We start from the raw sequence: 18,352 nt of genomic DNA on the forward strand, positions 1-18,352 counted from the left end.
TTAATCATGCTTGAGGCCCACTCTGCGGATATGCAGGGTCAGTCTGATATCTACACCAACACTGCTGTACAGGCTCTCCCAGTCGTTTTTGCCGTGGATATGCTTCCTCCAGTAGGCGGGATGATGGCTTCGGATCTGTTCGCCCATGCCAAAAATATCGGAGTGGTCCTGCTGGGTCTGCTTCACCAGTCCGGTCAGCACCGTCTGGATCTGCTGCTCGAAATCCCGCTCGATCTCATGCAGCTTCTGTGGGGAATTGACAGGAATGTCACTGCTGTAATGCTCGTCCAAATCCCCCTCCAGGAAGATCTCATAGGACAAATAGGGCTTGCCGTCCTTGATATAGCTCCGGGTGCGGGTGAAGCGTTCATTGATCTTGGTCATGACAATCCCTAGCTCCTGCGTACGGAGCAGAGTGGAATAGCCGCCGGGGTCCATCCCCTGCATCGCCATGAACCCGCCGATCTCTATAGGGGCAGTCTTGCTGACCATCTTGCCGCGGCTGAAATAAGCCAGCCCTTTGATCAGAATATTATCCTTGTTGCGAAGTGCCACATAAGGCAGATAAGCGCTTTGTCCCCACCTGGAGTCGGCTGACCAGAAGGTGCCGATATAATCCCGGGGGAATTTGCCGGAGGAGACGGACTTCTCCATCATGGACAAAATATAAAGAGTAGGCACACGCTGCAGCGGCGGGTTCACATCCATGAAGGCGGACGCGCGGCCCTCGGAGACGAGCAGCCAGGTTCTGCGCCGGATTTCCGGGTTGCGCCGCAGATAATCATTCAGCTCGGCGAGACTGTCCCGGGCAATCTCCTCGCTGATGATGATGATCCGCAGGTGAACCAGATAACGCGGGTCGGCTATCTGCTGCTGCAGATTATTCATGGCATCGTCGAGGGAGATGCCGCGCACGCTGACTACCCAGACGGGACTGGTTTTGCCTTCCCCTGCGCTGCCGCCGGTGCCGGGGCCCAGCGGGACTCTGCCCGGGACGGCAATCTGAGCGGTGACACTGATCATCTCCGTAGGCAGAGAGTTATCATGGATGTGAGTGACCCGGTCTTCTTTTTGCGTATCGTCTGCAGGGATCTTGTCAATGGATAGGCCGAGAACCAGCGCGCGGTCCTCAATCTCCACCTGATCCCAGCATCCGCTGAGCAGCGGGGCGGCTATAGTGAGCAGGAGGAGCAGGGCGAGCGTGCGCGGAAGCTGTATTTTCATGAGGTCACCTTCTTCTTGTGGCGTCTGAGCAGATAGACTGTCCATAACAGCAGCGGATAGCCGAACATCAGCATCATGCCGGCATTGCCCAGATGAAGGGCCCATCGGTAAGATTCGAACACATTTGAGGGCAGCATGGCCAGGATGAACATCACCGGCAGCAGGACCGTGGAGGCCGTCCGCTGGTCGCGGAATCGCAGCAGCTTGTGCAGCAGATAGGCAGATATGTAATAAGTAGTGTAGATCGTCGTGTAGACAGAGATGACCCAGATAATAATGAAGATAGCATCCAGCCGCTCCAGGAACCCCTCTCCAAAGGCCGCCGAACGAGCCATCTCCAGAGTAGGGTAGATCAGCAGCTTGGTCTCCTCGGCACCGAATATCCCTACAGAAGCAATGACGATCAGCACGTAGATTGCACCCGACAGGAAGATGGCCCAGGCCCCCGCGCGGAGGGCATGCCCAGGCTTCTCCATGAATGGAATCAGCAGCACGATGACGAAGGAGCTTTGGAACAGATAGGTGGCCTCCCGCGCCCCTTTCCAGAACTGGAGGCCGGGAGCCATCAGGACAGGCTGCAGATTGAGCATATCCACATTTTTGAGCGAGAGCAGAATGGTGGCCAGAATAGAGCCGACAATCAGCGGCAGATAGAAGAAGTGGATATAGGAGAACTTCACAACGTTGCGCCTGGAGGACAGGAGACTGATGAGCAGCATCAGGAAGATGGTTGCTTCGATCGGTGTTTTTTTGTACAGCACAGTTGTGGCGACATCCCCGAACTGGCGTACAGTGAGGCCGGTGAGTACAATGAACAGCAGCATAATCACCACAGTGAAAATAGCAGCAAGCGGGCGTCCAATCAGGCGGCGGCTGAACACGAACAGGGTCTCCTGCGGAAACCGCTGGCAGAGAGAGGCCAGCAGCCAGTAACTGATGAAGGAGAACAGTACGCCGCAGAATGCAACAAGGGGAGCGCTGCTGTTGCCTGCTTCGGTCATATAGCGCGGAAAGCTGAGGATGCCCACTCCGATAATGGTGCTGCTGATCACGGCTGCTGCGCGCAGACTCGTAATCTGGCGCGGATTATTCATCGGTCTCATCTCCCTGCCTGAGAATCTGGTCAATCTCTGCGGTTGGCACGCTGCGGGGCAGTCTGTCCGTATCCCGGGCATGCAGGAAGCTGGGGCGGCGGCGCATCCACCAGAGCGGCACCCGCACCAGCGTATCCTTCAGATCACGCCACTTACCGGGGATGTAGGGGGACATATAGGGAACTCCGAAGGACTCCAGGTAGAGCAGATGATTCAGAATCAGAATCGTACCAATCATAACCCCGTAGAGGCCGAACATACCGGCCAGAAGGATCAGCGGAAACCGCAGCATACGCAGGGCGATCGCTGCATTGTAGGCGGGGGTGGCGAACGAGCCGATCGTCGTCAGAGCCACAATGACAACCGTGATCGGGCTGGCGAGTCCTGCGCCCACTGCAGCCTGTCCGATGACGAGGACGCCTACAATAGATAATGCCCCGCCGATCATCTGCGGCAGCCGGATCGTCGCTTCCCGCAGCACCTCCATGGATACCTCCATAATCAGCACCTCCAGCACAGCCGGAAACGGCACACCCGCCCGGCCGCCCGAGATCGCCACAGCGAAATCTGTAGGCAGCAGTTCGGGGTTGTACGAGATGACAGACACATACAACGCCGGGAAAAACAGCGAGCAGGCCAAAGCAATCAGCCGGATGATCCGGATCAGGCTGCCCATAATGAAGCGTTCCGTATAGTCATCCACCGTCTGGAAGAACTGGTTGAAGAGGGCGGGAACAATCAGGGCAAACGGGGAGCCATCCACAAGAATGGCGACCCGTCCTTCCAGAAGGGCGGCCACAGTTTTGTCCGGCCGCTCGGTGCTCTGAACCTGAGGGAAGGGGGACAGCGGCTGGTCTTCGATGAACTGCTCGATGTATCCGGCATCGAGGATGCCGTCCGTATGAATCAGCGAGACTCGGCGCATGACTTCAGCGACCAGACTGCTGTCAGTGACACTGTCAATGTAACATAGAGCCACCCTTGACTGGGTGCGCTCTCCGAGCGGGCTGATCTCAATGCGGAAGTCCGTGCTCTGCAGCCGGTAACGCAGCAGGGAGAGGTTGTTCTCCAGCTTCTCCACATAGCCTTCACGCGGCCCGCGGATGACCTGCTCCGTCTGCGGCTGCTCGACCCCGCGCATCTCAATCTGGCGCATTTCCATGCGAAGCGCCTCTGGAATCCCGTCGATCAGCAGAATCAGGTCGCCCTTCACGGCGGCTTGGGGGAGTGCGGACAGATCGGCAGTCGTGGTGCCTTGAGTGACCTGGACAGCTGTACTCCAGATATAATGAATCATTCCGCCCGTATCCTCCGGGACCTCAGACTGCCCTGGAGGCGGTGCCATTAACGGTTTCAGCACATGCTCGCGCACCTGCTCCATATTCACGAGTGAGGAGAAGAAGAGCATTGCAGCAGGATAAGCCCCGAAGAGCAGGAAGTCGCGTACGACCAGGTCGCCGTTCTCTCCGAGCCTCGCCTGAAGCTCCGGCAGATCGGTCTTCAGCTCTCCTGTCAGCCTGCTGCCGCTCAGCCTGCTGCCGCTAGCAGGCTTCTGCTCTGAAGAAGAAGACTGTTGCTTATCTATGTAGGAGGCATATTTATCTTTCCAGTCTTGCAAACGGGCGACCTCCTTCATAGGGCAGATGGATGAATCTATATAAAGTGTTGCTTGATCGTACGGTTTTTATGTAATTTCTATGTGTAAGGCCCGGAAGGAGTGCTATGATATCTGCTTCAGGCGGTTGCTTGGCAGCCGGTTGCCCGGTAAACTAAAAGGTAGAAAGCCTTAAGGAGTTTGAAGAGATATGGAGATGCAAGGATCATTAATGGAGCAGGCCCAGGCCGAGCTGCAAAAATATTACGGTTATCCCGATTTCCGGGACGGCCAGAAAAAAATTGTGAACAATCTGCTGGAAGGCCGCGATACGCTGGGCATTCTGCCTACCGGAGGCGGTAAGTCCATCTGCTATCAGGTTCCGGCGCTGCTGCAGCCGGGGCTTACCCTGGTCGTCTCACCGCTGATCTCCCTGATGAAGGATCAGGTGGATGCTCTTACGACGGCAGGGATTCCGGCTGCTTATATCAACAGCACCCTGAGCGGCAAGGAAGTGAATGAGCGCATCCGTGCGGCCCGCCGCGGCGACTTGAAGCTGCTCTATGTAGCTCCCGAGCGTCTGGAGCTGGACTGGTTCCGCCTGGAGATGGCGGGACTGAACATCTCCTGCGTAGCTGTGGATGAGGCGCACTGCGTCTCGCAGTGGGGCCATGACTTCCGCACCAGTTATCTGGCAGTGTCCCCGTTCGTGGAGCAGCTGCCGCAGCGTCCGATTCTGGCGGCCTTCACCGCTACAGCTACCCCGGAGGTCATGGAGGATATGGTCCGGCTGCTGCGCCTGCGCGAGCCGGGCGTCTTCATGACCGGACTTGGCCGCGACAATCTGGCGATGTCCGTGCTGCGCGGAGAGAACAAGCGCGAGTTCGTGCTGGATTACGCGGCTCAGCATGCCCATCAGCCGGGCATCGTGTATGCCGCCACCCGCAAGGAGGTGGATGATCTCTATCAGCGCCTCCAGGCCGCAGGAATCACCGCCGGGCGCTATCATGCCGGAATGAACGACCAGGAGCGGGCGGACAGCCAGGAAGGCTTCCTCTATGACGATATCCGCGTCATGGTCGCCACGAATGCCTTCGGGATGGGGATCGACAAGTCTAACGTGCGTTATGTCATCCATTACAATATGCCGAAGAACATGGAAGCTTATGTTCAAGAGGCGGGACGTGCCGGGCGTGACGGGGAGCCGAGCGATTGTATCCTCCTGTTCAGTGCGCAGGATATCATGACCCAGAAATTCCTGATTGAGCAGAACCCGCAGGACCCGGAACGTAAAGCCAACGAATACCGCAAGCTCCAGCAGATGATTGAATACTGCTATACCACCCGCTGCCTGCGCAGTGCGCAGCTCGACTATTTCGGCGAGAGTCATGACGATGATCACTGCGGGATTTGCAGCTCCTGTACCGACGAGCGTGAACTGGTCGATATCACCGTTGAAGCGCAGAAGATCTTCTCCTGCATCCACCGGATGCGGGAGCGTTATGGCGTGGCGCTGGTCTCATCCGTGCTGAAGGGCTCACGTAACCAGAAGGTGCTGCAATACGGGTTCGAGAAGCTGCCGACTCACGGCGCTATGTCCAGCCGCAGCGAGAAGGAGATTACCGAGATCATCAATATGCTGATCTCGGAAGGATATCTGGCCTTGTCCGAAGGCCAGTATCCGGTGGTCCGGCTGCAGCCGCTGGCAGCCGAGGTGCTGCGCGGCCAGCGCCAGGTGCATCAGCGCGTGGCCCGCACGCTGGTCACCTCCGGCACGCGGGACCGCAGCCGCTCGCGCGATACTTCGCCGTCTGCGGTCAACGAGACGGTGTTCGAGCAGCTGCGTCTGATCCGCCGCGAGCTGGCGGGGCGCGAGCATGTGCCGTCGTACATCATTTTCAATGATGCGACGCTGCGCGAGATGAGCGTTGTCTGTCCGCAGACGGAATCGGAGATGCTGAGGGTGAAGGGTGTCGGTGAAGTGAAGTACCGGAAGTACGGCAAGGCCTTCCTGGAGTTTTTTCAAAATGACATGTAAAGAAGGTTATAAGGCATGAGAATCATCCTGGCCACATTAAATGCCAAATATATTCATACGTCGCTTGCGATCCGGCTGCTGAAGGCGTATAGCGAGCATGAGTTCAAGGATATCCTTTTGGCGGAATATACCATCAAAGATCCCGCGATGAACATCGTGTCTGACCTTTTTCAGAAGCAGCCGGATGTGATTGGCTTCTCCTGTTACATCTGGAACATCGAGGAGACCATCAAGCTGGTCGGTATTCTCAAGCAGGTCATGCCGGAGGTCAAGATTGTGCTGGGCGGGCCGGAGGTATCCTATGAGCCGCTCTACTGGATGAAGCGGGAGGCCGGAGTGGACTTTGTCGTGAACGGTGACGGAGAAGAGACCTTCCACCATCTGCTGCAGGAGATCCGGGATGAACATAAGTACCATTTCGTATACGGTGCGGCTTACCGCAAGGGGGAAGAGCTGATCGTCAATCCTCCCCGTCCCAAAAGCGATCTTAACACCCTGCCGACCCCGCACCGCTTCGCGGAGGATCTGCCGGAGCTTAGCAAGCGTATCGTGTATTTTGAGACGAGCCGGGGCTGTCCCTTCAACTGCCAATTCTGCCTGTCCAGCATTGAGGTGGGCGTGCGTTATTATGATATCGAACGGGTGAAGTCCGATCTGCTCTATCTGATTGAGGGCGGGGCCAAGGTGATCAAGTTCCTGGACCGCACGTTCAATATCAACCGCAATTATGCGATGGAGATGTTCCAGTTCCTGATCGATAATCATCAGGGCTGCGTGTTCCAGTTCGAGATTACCGCTGATATTATGCGTCCCGAGGTGCTGGATTTCCTGGCGCAGAACGCCCCTCCGGGCGTCTTCCGCTTCGAGATCGGCGTCCAGTCGACGAATGACGAGACCAATGAGCTGGTCAAGCGCCGCCAGAACTTCACCAAGCTGTCGCGCACTGTGATGAAGATCAAGGCCAGCGGCAACATCGACCAGCATCTCGATCTGATCGCCGGATTGCCAATGGAGGATTACGACACCTTCCGCAAGACCTTCAATGACGTCTTTGCCATGGAGCCGGAGGAGCTACAATTAGGGTTCCTCAAAATGCTGCGCGGCACCGGGCTGCGCGCCCAGGCCGCCAAATATGACTATACGTATATGGAGCATGCGCCATACGAAATTCTCAGCAGCCATGTGATGCCGTTCGCCGATATTATCCGGCTCAAGCGGCTGGAGGATGTGCTGGAGAAGTACTGGAACAGCCAGCGGCTGGCTCATTCGGTCAAGTACCTGATCCGCCATGTCTTCCCGTCTCCGTTCGACTTCTTCCAGGAGTTCGGTGACTACTGGGAAGAGCGGGGCTGGCAGAAGATCGGGCATCAGCTGGAGGATCTGTTCACCCGGCTGCATGACTTCCTGACGGACCGGGGCACGGCCTCTATGGACATAGTCACCGGCCTGATGAAGCTGGACTACTTCCTCGCCCACAAGTACAAGCCCCGCAAGATCTGGTGGGACGATGTGCTTGATAAAGCGGAGTGGGCGAAGCACCTGAAGCAGATCGCCAGTCAGCCGGAGCTAATCTCGGCCAAGCTGGCGGAGGCCGGACTTAGCGAGCGGGAGCTCCAGAAGTTCATCGTGCTCGACGAGCTGCCGTTCCGGCTCGATCCGGTGCTGGAATCGATCAGCGGGCTGCGCTATGACGGGGAGCTTGGCGCTGAGGCGGCGGTTGGAGCCGCTGGCGAAGGTGAAGCAGTTGCCGCAATCAAGGCCGAAGTATTGCCTCCGGCGGTTGCCGGGGGAGGCGGGAGTGAAGGCCGGGCGGCTGCAACGGCGGTCGCCGCCGGGAGCGGGGTGGCCCTGCCTGGTCCGCACCCCGGGGCAAGCGATGGCCGCACGCTGCTGGTCGTCCTGTATCAGCAGGACGAGAGCCAGCGGGCGCAGTATTATACGCTGCCTTTGTAGGGGAATGCCCCTGACTACACTGGACACCTGCCTGCCGATGCGGATGTATGCGAAAAACCGAACACATCCGGCGTTCCGTGGGCGCGTGAACCAAGTGTAATCGAAAAACCGACCACATTCGGCGTTGCGTGCCCACGTGGGCCAAATGTAATCGAAAAACCGACCACATTCGGCGTTGCGTGTGCGAGTGAGCCAAATGTAATCGAAAAACCGACCACATTCGGCGTTGCGTGCCCACGTGGGCCAAATGTAATCGAAAAACCGACCATATTTGGCGCTGAGTGGGCCCGTGGTCGAAATGTAATCGAAAAACCGATCACATTCGGCGCTGTGTGGGCACGTGAGCCAAATGTAATCGAAAAACCGACCACATTCGGCGAAGCGGCCGCAAGGGAGCATGAGCGGGAGTCGGTTACCTATGGGGGGCATACAGTTGAGACAGGAGCAGCACATATCATTGTTTAGGTACGGAGACGAGCACGGGGAGCAATTCAAGGACCAGTTACTTGGCTTTAAGCTTCCGGCGGAGCAGGAACAGTTCACCGGACTGCCGGAGGAGACACTTCAGGACCTCAAGGAGGATGCCGGTAAAGCCGGAGTGGTTATTGCTCACGATGAACATGCGGTGGGCTTCTTCATCCTACATACTGGTGAAGGTATCTCGAATTTCTACCAGGACTACGAGGGAGCAGTTCTTCTCCGGGCCTTCCTGATGGACTGCGCCAGCCAGGGCCGCGGGTTCGCCAAAGCAGCGATGGCACTGTTGCCGGACTTCGTCCGCCGCCATTACCCTGAAGCCCGGCAGATTGTTCTGGCTGTGAATGAACGCAATACCGCCGCTAGTCAGCTCTATCTCCGCGCCGGATTTCAGGATCACGGCCTGCGGCGCAGTGGTAGCAAGGGAACACAGCTGATTTTGCAATATGGGCTGTCTGGCGGGAGTGTGGGGGATTTGGGCGATGGATAGTTGCGATGAAATGTATAACCGTCTTACGGAGCTATTCACCCGCAATACACTGCTAATGGATATTTTTAAGCGTGCCCAAGGCTTGGCCCCGTTCTCTTACTACATAGGTGCAGGATGCTTGGTGCAAACGGTGTGGAATGAGCTTACCGGGCGTGCGCCGGGGTACGGAATTAGTGACATCGATATTATTTATTATGATGCGGCCGATTTGAGTTATGCTGCTGAGGATGCGATGGTTGCGAAGGGCAGGGAGCTTTTTAAGGATATTGCTATCCCGGTCGATCTCAAGAATCAGGCCCGAGTTCATTTGTGGTACCCCCAGAAGTTCGGTGTGGAGATCCAGCCCTACACATCGCTGGAAGCTGCAATTAATAGCTGGCCAACCACGGTGACTTCTCTGGGAGCACGGCTTGAGCTGAACGGTGAATGGAAGATTTATGCCCCATTTGGTCTGGAGGATTTGTTTCAATTAATTCTACGCCCCAACAAAGCACTGATCAGCGAGAAGATCTACGAAGCGAAGACGCAGAAATGGAAGTCGAAGTGGCCGGAGCTTACAGTGGTCCCTTGGGGGCAGTGAGACTCTGACCGTTTTTGGGCGAATAGACGGCGGAGCTTATCCTCCCGGGGAGACCCGGATTTGGGAATCTAAGGAGCTGCTGAGGAACCGTGTAGAGAAGGTGATTGACCAATATCTCGGGTTCCAAAAGGTGATCATTACCGGACACGGCATGGCTTTTCGTACCTTGATAGGGGAGGCTGCGGAAACACCACATGCTTCTATCAGCGAATATACAAAAACTCCGGAGTCTTCTGAAATATAAGCTATTTTCAAAAACACTTCTTTTATAAACACTTCATTGTATTTATCTCCATTAAGTGTTACGTTAAATGATGAGATGCAATTAAAGGAGCATATACCTTATCATGTGGATTACTCTGTAAGGATAAATTAACCGGAAGAATGCCAGCATTAGTGGAGAACACTATGCTATTAGGCATGTCTTTCTTTAATCTTACAGGGTATGCAGGGTGAGCTTGGTTCATAGACCGACTTCTGCGGATACCTTAGGGTATCTTTTTTTGTTGCCGGGACACCGCATCTCAATGGCTTCTTATCTGCTTATCCTCCTAAATCGTGAATGGGGGAACTACTATATGCAACCTAAATTGATTTTTATCGAGGGCTTACCCGGCTTCGGGAAATCCACCACGGCGCAGCTGATTTATGACATTCTTGCTGAGTCGGGCACTAAAGCTCAGCTATTCCTGGAGGGGAATTTGGATCATCCGGCGGATTATGATGGTGTCGCTTGTCTTACAAAGGCAGAGTACGATGAGCTGTTGGGGATGTGGGCCGATTCAAGGCATGTATTAAGTCCGCGGACAACTGTTCATGACAGCCATTACCTGGTGGAATACCGGAAAATCCTAAATGAACACAGTTCCCGGGTTCCAAAGGAAGGGACGGATATTTTTGCCCGGAACGATGTGTATGAATTGTCGTTCGCGCAGAACAGGGAGCTGATTACAGCAAGATGGAGGCAGTTCGCGGAAAAGGCCTTGCAGGGGGCGGACACGTATGTGTTCGATTGCTGCTTTATCCAGAACCCGGTAACAATGGGGATGATTAAGCATGGGGCAGCCGAGGAAGACATTATAAGCTACACGTTGGAGCTGGAGGCCATCACGGCCGGATTGAATCCGCTGCTGATCTATATTGAACAGGACGATCTGGAGCATTCTTTCCGCAAAGCAGTCCGCGAAAGACCCCTGGAGTGGTCAGAGGGGTTCATTGAATATTACACCAAACAGGGGTATGGCTTTAAACAGGGGCACGAGGGCTTAGAAGGAACTCTGAAGGTTCTTGAGGCCAGACTGAAATTAGAAGAAATTATATATAACCGCATAAACATGCACAAGATCAAAGTCAATAATTCCTCGTATGATCTTCCGGCGTATAAGCAAGATTTAGCGGGGAGACTGGTAGGATATTTAGAGCGTGAATAAAGGGTCCTCGTAGAGTTACTGTTAATACCTGAGGTGATAATTTGGGTTTTGGCGCGGTAAGTGGAGCTTAAGCGGTAAATGAGGCTTAAGAAGAAGCCTGGAAATCGTGTATGAATTACAACATTCGCTGCTTCTGGAGCGTCAACATGGCGAAATCCTGCACAGAATGCAACAACTGGTGCTTCTAAGAGCGTTAATTTGTTAAAAATAATGCAAAAAGTGCAACATTTTCTACTGTGACGGTGCTGATAGGGTGGAGATCCTGCAAAAAGTACAACAATTGCTACTGCAGGATCAGCGGCAGACCTTACGTTACAGCTAAGGTGAGAATTACCACAGAGCTTAACTAACTGCTACGGTTAAATATTACCGCAGAGGACGCTATACAGCTGCTACGGCAAAATAATCGAAAGAGAGGCACTCCGTCCGGGCGGAGTGCCTCTCTTGTCGTACTATACCTGCGGATCAAAGTGCAGTGGCGACATAGGTATGCACTGTGTTACACCACCGTAAGCATCAGACCAACGTCAGCACCAGACCAGTAAGTGCGTCTGCATCAATAGGCTAATCCGCCGTAGGCTGAAGCCGCATGGATTCGGCAGGCAGGTGCCGGGCGAGCCAGTCCAGCACATCGGCCGTGACCTCGTCCCGGTTGACCTCATTCAGCATCTCATGCCTTCCTCCCGGATACAGCTTGCATTCTACATCCTGAAGCCCCTGCTTCCGGTATAACTCAGCCAGACGCATCACCCCTTGACCGTTCATCCCCACAGGGTCCTTCTCGCCCGCAAACAGGTAGACCGGCTTGTCGCTGCATAGGTGCTGAAGAGTGGACCTGGTATGAAGCTCACGCAGCAAATGGAAGAAGTCCCGGAAGAAGCGGGTGGTGCAGATCGCCCCGCAGTACGGGTCTGCAATGAACTTATCTACCTCCTCCGGATCACTGCTGAGCCAGTCAAAAGCTGTGCGGACCGGAGAGAAGGACCGGTTATAAGCGCCGAAAACAATGCCATTCAGCAGTACACTGCGGTGATGGTCGCCCTGTAGCCTTAACTGCATAGCCGACAAGGATTCTGCCAGCCGCAGCATGCTCCGGGGACCATTGGTGCCGCTGAGGATGAAGCCGCTGTAAATCTCATGCCCCTCTTCGCACATGAGCTTCTGAGCCAGAAACGAACCCATGCTGTGCGCGAACAGGTAGATAGGGGCATGCTCATGCCGGGAGCAGGCAACTCCCGCAAGCTGCAGCAGATTGCGCCGCATCCAGTAGAAGCCGTTCTCCCCGCTGTCACCGAGCAGGTTGACTCTGCCGGCGGTTAGGCCATGTCCCCGGTGGTCATTGGCATATACGGCATAACCGGCTGCGGTGAGCGCCGAGGCGAACCGGGCATACCGCGCAGCCGTCTCACACATACCATGTGCAATCTGCACAATCCCCCGAATCTCCGTTCCCGCCTCCGGCAGCCATTCATAGACATGGATTTTGACATCTAAGGGATCAGTCATGGAAAAAGTGTTCTCAGTCATCGCCTGTCCTCCTGAAAATGAAGTTCAGCATTCCTAGCGTAAAGAGTACCTGGTGCTACCCTGATCCAAGTGAAACACAGTCCGTCTGCTTAAGGCAGATAAGAGCGCAGCACGGTAGATTGTCCTTCAATGCTGTAAGCGCCCAGGCTGGAAGGGAGCAGATAGCATTCGCCCGCTTCGTATGGCTGGGAGCCGCCCTCCCAGATCAGGTGGCCGCTGCCCTCGCAAATCACCAGGATGGTGAAGCTGTCATCGGTGGTGGTGAGCTGCCATTCGCCGGACACCAGACCTTTTTCCACGATAAAATAAGGGGAGGAGGCAATCTGCAGCCATTCACCGGCCACTGCACCATCGGTCTTCATCGAAGTCGCGCCTGCGCCTTCATAGGCAGTAACATTCAGGGAATCCTCGATATGCAGCTCGCGCGGCTTCCCGTCCAGACCCGGACGGTCGTAATCGTAAATCCGGTATGTAGTGTCAGAGTTCTGCTGGATCTCCGCTACAACGACACCTGCACACAAGGCGTGTACAGTCCCGGCAGGAATATAGAAGGAGTCACCGGCAGCTACAGTCACTTCCTGCAGGCTGTCCATAACCGTTCCGTTTTCCAGCGCGTCCTTCAGCATCTCGCGGGTGACGCCTTCCTTCAGGCCGTAGATGATTTTGGCGCCTGGCTTGGCGTCCAGCACGTACCACATTTCGGTTTTGCCCAGCTCGCCCTTGGGGAGTCCGGCATAATCATCCGTAGGATGCACCTGCACGGAGAGGTTGTCATTGCAATCCAGCAGCTTGATCAGCAGCGGGAATCTTCCGCCTTCTTCCGTGATGCCCTTGCTGCCGAACCACTCGTGCCCGAACTGCTCACGGATGGCATCCAGGCCTTGTCCGGCCAGCTCGCCGTTGACTACTGAGGAGGTGCCGTTCGGATGATCGGCAATCATCCAGCCTTCGCCGATATGGCCTTCCGGCAGATCCAGGCCGAATTTCTCCAGCGCCCGGCCCCCCCAGACACGTTCTTTGAATTCCGGCTGAAATTTCAGAGGATATGGTTTCGTCATTACAACATCTTCCTTCCTGATAATAGAATTGGTGATTTGTCTTGTCCCGGGCTGTCAACCCGATGATGGTGTCCCGGGAAAATACAATCGCTGCGAAAACTGGGCGATTGCAACCTCTGCTCAGCTTCTTTTCTTCTCTACCGCTACAACATAAGGGGCAGACTCGCGCTGAAGCTGCCGGTACACGATAGTCTGCGCGTCCTGCTGGGCCAGTCCGGCGGCCCAGGCTTCGACAGCGGCGGCTTCGCGGCCGCCGCCTTCGTGGCCGGGATACAGCACGGCCGTGATGATCCCGCCCGGGCGGAGCAGCGCAAGCGCCGCCTCCAGCGCGGCCAGCGTGCTCTGCGGCTCGGTGATGATGGTCTTATCGGCATCGCCTGCGGGCAGATAGCCGAGGTTGAACATCACCGCCGAGACCGTTCCGCGCCAAGCGGGCGGAACGGCTTCAGCCATGGCTGCATGGCTCTGCAGCAGCAGCGTCACGGGAGCCAGCGCAGCAGGCGCTTCCTCCCGGGCCAGCCGCAGGCGCTCGCCGGCAAGAGCCAGCGCCTGCGGCTGGATGTCGAACCCGTACACCCCGCCGCGCGGCCCGGCCGCCTTGGCGAGGAACAGGGTGTCGGCGCCGGTTCCCACGGTGGCGTCGATAGCCCGTCCGCCGGGCGGGAGCCGCTCAGCGATCAGCTTATGGGCGAAGCTAAGGACAGACAGGAAGCCCATCAGCCCTTCCTCCAGTACTTACCCTGCCAGGTGTCCCTGGCAACCAGCTCCTGGTCAATGGCATTCAGCACTTCCCACTTCTTGAGGCTCCACATCGGGCCGATCAGAGCATCGCGCGGGGCATCGCCGGTCAAGCGGTGGACGATCATGTCCGGCGGCAGAATTTCCAGCGAGTCGGCAATGAGTTTCACATATTCATCCTGCTCCAGGAACCGCAGCAGCCCGGCTTCATACTGCTTCACCATCGGCGTTTTGCGCATGAGATGAAGCAAGTGGATTTTGATCCCCTGAACCCCCATATTCGCTACAGCAGCTACAGTCTCCAGCATCATCTCATGCGTTTCCTGCGGAAGACCGTGAATGATATGGGTACACACCCGGATGCCGTGACGGCGGAGCTTCGCAACAGCTTCAGTATAGCAGGCGGTATCATGCGCGCGGTTAATCAGATCCGAAGTGGACTGATGAATGGTCTGAAGCCCCATTTCCACCCATAGATAGGTGCGCTGGTTCAGCTCCGCGAGATACTCCACTACATCATCCGGCAGGCAGTCGGGGCGGGTGGCAATGGCGAGGCCGACAACCCCGGGCTGCTGCAAAATGACTTCATAATATTCCCTTAGCTCCTCGACAGGAGCATACGTATTGGTATAGGCCTGGAAATAGCCGATATATTTGGCATTCGGCCATTTCTGATGCTGGCGGTCGCGGATATGGTTGAACTGGGTGACGAGATCATCCCGGCGGCTTCCGGCGAAATCGCCTGACCCTCTGGCACTGCAGAATGTACAGCCTCCTTTGGCGATGGAATCGTCACGGTTCGGACAGGTGAAGCCCGCATCGAGCATGACCTTGAACACCTTGGTATCCATCTGCCCGCGCATTTCGTAGTTCCAGGTATGGAACCGTTTATCCCCCCACAGAAGCGGAGAGGAGGCCTGTAAAAGATTAGACATGTGCAGCTCCTTTCATTAACCTTCCCATTGTATCAAAAATCCGTGATGAACGTAACAATCCCTCCCGGAAATCCGCCGAAAAAAAACTAAAAATAGGCTGTGAATTACCGCCATTCGGCTTGAAAATGCTTACACATTATGTTATATTTAAAGTGTTAAAAAAGCCGCTGCAGCAACCACAATCTTATGCTTGAATTCATAATTTCGTGTCGTACGGTCCATACTAAACCTTAGAGGTGATAACGATGAATTCTCCAACGGTATTTGCTGATAACAAAGGTTCGATTGATGTGCAGCTGACTCCCGATGAAGCTCTCGCCCTGACAGGCGTAGAATTCAACGGCAACCACAAGATCAAGACAGAAGCGCAGCGGAAGATCCGCAATGCGTTCGAGAAGACCTTCGAGTTCGATAAATAAATGGCAGTCCGCTGAACGGCGGGCCGGTATTACAGATACAACACGCACGGAACTTTCGACCAGTCCAACAGGGGCGGGATGGAGGTTCCTTTTCTTTTGCTGAAATCCCTTTACTTTTGCCGGTAAGTTCGGCACAATATTGCAAGTGGCATTTATCCTATTCACAGATAAGGCAATAAAGAGATAAGCGGAGGAGTACCTATGCGTTTACGCGGAAGAAAAGGAATACGTGAAAGTCTTGAGGAGCAGACCGATCTGGTCATCCTGGAACCACGCAGCCTGAAGGGGCGCTGGTCCGAATTGTTCGGCAATGATCATCCGATTCATGTGGAGTTCGGAATGGGCAAGGGACAGTTTATCAGTCAAATGAGCTTCAAATACCCGGAGATTAATTTCATCGGCGTGGATATGTATGACGAGCTGGTGCGGCGCGCAGCCGAGAAGGCCCGGAATGTATGGGAGCCCGCAGGAGAAGAGACACCGCCCAACGTGAGAGTGGCCTTGGCCAATATCGATTACGCGGAGGAAGTTTTCGCTCCAGGGGAGCTGGAACGGATCTATCTCAACTTCAGTGATCCCTGGCCGAAAAGCAAGCATGCCCGCCGCCGTCTGACGCATCCGCGTTTTCTGGATAAATACCGCGGACTGCTCAGTCCGCTCGGTGAGATCCATTTGAAGACGGATTCCCGCAGTCTGTTTGAATTCTCGCTTAATGCCTTTGCGGACTATGGCCTGCAGATGAAGAATATTTCGCTTGACCTGCATGAGGGCGGCGTGATCAACGAAGAGCATGTAATGACCGAATACGAGACCAAGTTCTATGGACGGGGCGTGAACATTCACCGCTGCGAGGCAATTGTCGGAGACGAGGCGCTGAAGCAATATCAGGCCACCCGTCTGGACAAGTACCGCCTCTAAGCTGCATTACCTGCAATTACAGCAAAAGGCAGTTCGGTTCATTCATACCGGACTGCCTTTTGCGTTCTTACCTGGTTCTCTACTCCCCATGTTCTGCGCGCGGTTTATCCAGCATATCAATAATGCTTTGGGCGCTTTGCAGCGGGTTGTACCTGGAGATGGCCTCCAGATGGGCCTTGCGCGCCGCACGGACATTTCCGTAATCATTCAGCAGCCGCTCCATCCACCGGTCAACTACATCGAGGGAGCTGATCGGCTCTCCCAGTCCGGCGGCAGTGAAGTACCGGCAGTTCTCTTCTTCCTGGCCCGGCAGCGGAGAGTGGAAGAGCATCGGAATGCCCTTGGCCAAGCCTTCGCTGCAGGTCATGCCGCCCGGCTTGGTGACCAGCAGGTCGGACACCTCCATCAGCTTGTCAATCTCCCGGGTGAAGCCCAGCAGCCGGATGTTGGGATGCCTGAACCGCGGGTCTTGCATCATCTCCTGCAGCAGCTTGTCATTCTGGCCGAGGCAGAACACAATCTGCACCTTGTCCCGCCATCCGGCCAGAGCCGCATTGACTACTTCGTCATTCATCATGCCCCATCCACCGCCCATGACCATGACCGTCGGAACACCAAGCAGCTTGAACTGCTCTTGAATGTCTTCCCGGCCGTGCTGCTCCCAGAAGCTCGGGTGTACAGGAATGCCGGTTACCCGGATCTTGAAGGCGGCAACGCCCCGGCGGCGCAGCTTCGCTTTGACCTCAGGGGTGGATACCAGATAGCGGTCTACCTGCGGGCTGATCCAGCTGGCATGGGCGTCATAATCTGTAATGACCGTAATCAGCGGGGCCTTCAGCGATGGATGAAGCCGCTTCAGGCGTGAGATAACAGCACCGGGAATGAAGTGGGTACAGACGATAATGTCCGGCTTCAGCTGCTTCACAATATTTTGGGCATGCGTATAAAACAAGCGGTGCAGGGCAAGTGTGGTAAGACGATTGAATGATTTCTGGTGACGGTACACATAGCCCATCAGCCGGGGCTGGGAGGTAACCGTCTTGCGGTATGCCGAGACAATGAGCGGGGCCACCTTGGGATTCAGGAAGCTCCCCAGCTCCAGCACCTTGGTCTGCACCTCCGGAGACAGCTTCCGCAGGCTGCTCGACAGCGCATATGCAGCCTGGGTATGCCCGGCACCGAAGCCCTCTGACAGCAATAATATTCTTTTTTTGCGCAATGTATAGTTCACCTGTTCCCTAGAGGTATTGACCGGCCGGCGCCCATTAGGCATCATATCCAGAGGGCGAGCGTACCGGCTGCGACTCCAGACCCAATGACCGCTCCTGCGAGGACATCAGATGGATAATGCAGCCCGAGGTAGATCCGGGAGAAGCCGACTGTGCAGGCCAGAGGAAGCAGGACCGCAGTCAGGACAGGAAAGGCTATCATATAAGGAACCGTTGAGGCGAAGATAGCGGTCGTATGGCCTGAAGGAAAAGAATGATCCTTAAGCGGATTGCGGAACGTATTGGTGTCCGGCAGGGCCAGATAGGGCCGCAGGCGCGGGTAGAGCTTTTTGGCGATAGCGACGGGCACATGACTTATCGCCAGCGCGGCCAGTGCCTGAAGTCCTGTAGTTCTCCATGGCTGCGGGCACACTGCCCAGACTAGGAGATTGATGCCGATCGCGCTTGTTGCACCTCCGAGATGAGTGAGGTAGAAGAGCCAGAAGTTCAGAAACGGATTGTGCATCCGTCCGTTAATCCATTGAAACACCCGCTGCTCCAGGAGATGCAGTTTCTTGAATAAAGGTCTCATATCATGTCCCTCCGATAGTCCGGCTAAAAGAGTTCTGGCGCAGCTTAAGCAGCAGATTTCACGGCCTGAAGCTGTCT

At 55.5% G+C, this 18,352-nt stretch carries 16 protein-coding genes; 7 read left to right on the forward strand and 9 right to left on the reverse strand.

Features of this window, described 5'->3' with window-relative positions; genetic code table 11:
• The 3 genes from NYE26_RS05075 to NYE26_RS05085 are packed head-to-tail and all read right to left on the reverse strand — an operon-like array spanning position 1 to position 3,936.
• Positions 1-1,224: a Ger(x)C family spore germination protein gene (locus tag NYE26_RS05075; protein ID WP_339254334.1), complete on the reverse strand. Its 1,224-nt coding sequence runs from the start codon at positions 1,222-1,224 to the stop codon at positions 1-3.
• A complete protein-coding gene (locus NYE26_RS05080) occupies positions 1,221-2,318 on the reverse strand; it encodes an endospore germination permease (RefSeq protein WP_339254336.1) in 1,098 nt (365 codons plus the stop codon). The genes NYE26_RS05075 and NYE26_RS05080 overlap by 4 nt, the downstream gene beginning before the upstream one ends.
• On the reverse strand, positions 2,311-3,936 hold the full coding sequence (locus NYE26_RS05085) for a spore germination protein (RefSeq protein ID WP_339254338.1): 1,626 nt from the start codon (positions 3,934-3,936) through the stop codon (positions 2,311-2,313). Before NYE26_RS05085 ends, NYE26_RS05080 begins: the two co-directional genes overlap by 8 nt.
• Positions 3,937-4,123: 187 nt before the next feature.
• Here NYE26_RS05085 and recQ point away from each other — a divergent pair, with 187 nt between their 5' ends.
• The 5 genes from recQ to NYE26_RS05110 all read left to right on the forward strand — a co-directional run bounded on the left by recQ (position 4,124) and on the right by NYE26_RS05110 (position 10,880).
• Positions 4,124-5,950 (forward strand): DNA helicase RecQ, encoded by a 1,827-nt coding sequence (gene recQ, locus NYE26_RS05090; protein ID WP_076081844.1) that lies wholly within the window; start codon positions 4,124-4,126, stop codon positions 5,948-5,950.
• 15 nt (positions 5,951-5,965) lie between these two features.
• Positions 5,966-7,903 carry a B12-binding domain-containing radical SAM protein gene (locus NYE26_RS05095; RefSeq protein ID WP_339254341.1) on the forward strand — a complete coding sequence of 646 codons (1,938 nt, stop codon included), beginning with the start codon at positions 5,966-5,968 and terminating at the stop codon, positions 7,901-7,903.
• A 457-nt stretch (positions 7,904-8,360) separates the two neighbouring features.
• Positions 8,361-8,870 (forward strand): GNAT family protein, encoded by a 510-nt coding sequence (locus NYE26_RS05100; RefSeq protein ID WP_339254343.1) that lies wholly within the window; start codon positions 8,361-8,363, stop codon positions 8,868-8,870.
• The gene (locus NYE26_RS05105) at positions 8,863-9,450 is read left to right on the forward strand and encodes a nucleotidyltransferase family protein (protein WP_339254345.1); all 588 of its coding nucleotides are present in this window, start codon (positions 8,863-8,865) and stop codon (positions 9,448-9,450) included. Before NYE26_RS05100 ends, NYE26_RS05105 begins: the two co-directional genes overlap by 8 nt.
• Before the next feature lie 578 nt (positions 9,451-10,028).
• A complete protein-coding gene (locus NYE26_RS05110) occupies positions 10,029-10,880 on the forward strand; it encodes a hypothetical protein (protein WP_339254347.1) in 852 nt (283 codons plus the stop codon).
• 564 nt (positions 10,881-11,444) lie between these two features.
• Here the strand turns inward: NYE26_RS05110 and NYE26_RS05115 are convergent.
• The 4 genes from NYE26_RS05115 to NYE26_RS05130 form a co-directional block, all read right to left on the reverse strand.
• Positions 11,445-12,407 carry an alpha/beta hydrolase gene (locus NYE26_RS05115; RefSeq protein WP_339254349.1) on the reverse strand — a complete coding sequence of 321 codons (963 nt, stop codon included), beginning with the start codon at positions 12,405-12,407 and terminating at the stop codon, positions 11,445-11,447.
• An 89-nt stretch (positions 12,408-12,496) separates the two neighbouring features.
• The gene (locus NYE26_RS05120) at positions 12,497-13,465 is read right to left on the reverse strand and encodes a type I phosphomannose isomerase catalytic subunit (RefSeq protein ID WP_339254351.1); all 969 of its coding nucleotides are present in this window, start codon (positions 13,463-13,465) and stop codon (positions 12,497-12,499) included.
• A 120-nt stretch (positions 13,466-13,585) separates the two neighbouring features.
• Positions 13,586-14,182, reverse strand: a complete 597-nt coding sequence (locus NYE26_RS05125) for a class I SAM-dependent methyltransferase (protein WP_339254353.1) — start codon at positions 14,180-14,182, stop codon at positions 13,586-13,588.
• A complete protein-coding gene (locus NYE26_RS05130; protein WP_339254355.1) occupies positions 14,182-15,138 on the reverse strand; it encodes a TIGR01212 family radical SAM protein in 957 nt (318 codons plus the stop codon). Before NYE26_RS05130 ends, NYE26_RS05125 begins: the two co-directional genes overlap by 1 nt.
• Before the next feature lie 245 nt (positions 15,139-15,383).
• Between NYE26_RS05130 and NYE26_RS05135 the strand changes: the two genes are divergently transcribed.
• A complete protein-coding gene (locus tag NYE26_RS05135; RefSeq protein WP_179090500.1) occupies positions 15,384-15,557 on the forward strand; it encodes a hypothetical protein in 174 nt (57 codons plus the stop codon).
• A 201-nt stretch (positions 15,558-15,758) separates the two neighbouring features.
• Entirely contained in the window at positions 15,759-16,475 is a 717-nt protein-coding gene (gene trmB, locus NYE26_RS05140) for a tRNA (guanosine(46)-N7)-methyltransferase TrmB (protein WP_076160578.1), read from the forward strand.
• Positions 16,476-16,554: 79 nt separating this feature from the next.
• Here trmB and NYE26_RS05145 read toward each other — a convergent pair whose 3' ends face one another.
• Positions 16,555-17,694 carry a glycosyltransferase gene (locus NYE26_RS05145; RefSeq protein ID WP_339254358.1) on the reverse strand — a complete coding sequence of 380 codons (1,140 nt, stop codon included), beginning with the start codon at positions 17,692-17,694 and terminating at the stop codon, positions 16,555-16,557.
• Positions 17,695-17,747: 53 nt separating this feature from the next.
• On the reverse strand, positions 17,748-18,275 hold the full coding sequence (locus NYE26_RS05150; protein WP_036727657.1) for a phosphatase PAP2 family protein: 528 nt from the start codon (positions 18,273-18,275) through the stop codon (positions 17,748-17,750).
• Between the last annotated feature and the right edge of the window lie 77 nt (positions 18,276-18,352).

Source organism: Paenibacillus sp. FSL P2-0136, from assembly GCF_037975325.1.
Classification (GTDB): Bacteria; Bacillota; Bacilli; order Paenibacillales; family Paenibacillaceae; genus Paenibacillus_AQ; species Paenibacillus_AQ silagei.

Bases quoted from the DNA above. Each gene is read 5' to 3' on its own strand.
- NYE26_RS05075 (WP_339254334.1), bottom strand. From the start codon at position 1,224: ATGAAAATACAGCTTCCGCGCACGCTCGCCCTGCTCCTCCTGCTCACT.
- NYE26_RS05080 (WP_339254336.1), bottom strand. From the start codon at position 2,318: ATGAATAATCCGCGCCAGATTACGAGTCTGCGCGCAGCAGCCGTGATC.
- recQ (WP_076081844.1), top strand. From the start codon at position 4,124: ATGGAGATGCAAGGATCATTAATGGAGCAGGCCCAGGCCGAGCTGCAA.
- NYE26_RS05095 (WP_339254341.1), top strand. From the start codon at position 5,966: ATGAGAATCATCCTGGCCACATTAAATGCCAAATATATTCATACGTCG.
- NYE26_RS05105 (WP_339254345.1), top strand. From the start codon at position 8,863: ATGGATAGTTGCGATGAAATGTATAACCGTCTTACGGAGCTATTCACC.
- NYE26_RS05110 (WP_339254347.1), top strand. From the start codon at position 10,029: ATGCAACCTAAATTGATTTTTATCGAGGGCTTACCCGGCTTCGGGAAA.
- NYE26_RS05115 (WP_339254349.1), bottom strand. From the start codon at position 12,407: ATGACTGAGAACACTTTTTCCATGACTGATCCCTTAGATGTCAAAATC.
- NYE26_RS05120 (WP_339254351.1), bottom strand. From the start codon at position 13,465: ATGACGAAACCATATCCTCTGAAATTTCAGCCGGAATTCAAAGAACGT.
- NYE26_RS05125 (WP_339254353.1), bottom strand. From the start codon at position 14,182: ATGGGCTTCCTGTCTGTCCTTAGCTTCGCCCATAAGCTGATCGCTGAG.
- NYE26_RS05130 (WP_339254355.1), bottom strand. From the start codon at position 15,138: ATGTCTAATCTTTTACAGGCCTCCTCTCCGCTTCTGTGGGGGGATAAA.
- NYE26_RS05135 (WP_179090500.1), top strand. From the start codon at position 15,384: ATGAATTCTCCAACGGTATTTGCTGATAACAAAGGTTCGATTGATGTG.
- trmB (WP_076160578.1), top strand. From the start codon at position 15,759: ATGCGTTTACGCGGAAGAAAAGGAATACGTGAAAGTCTTGAGGAGCAG.
- NYE26_RS05150 (WP_036727657.1), bottom strand. From the start codon at position 18,275: ATGAGACCTTTATTCAAGAAACTGCATCTCCTGGAGCAGCGGGTGTTT.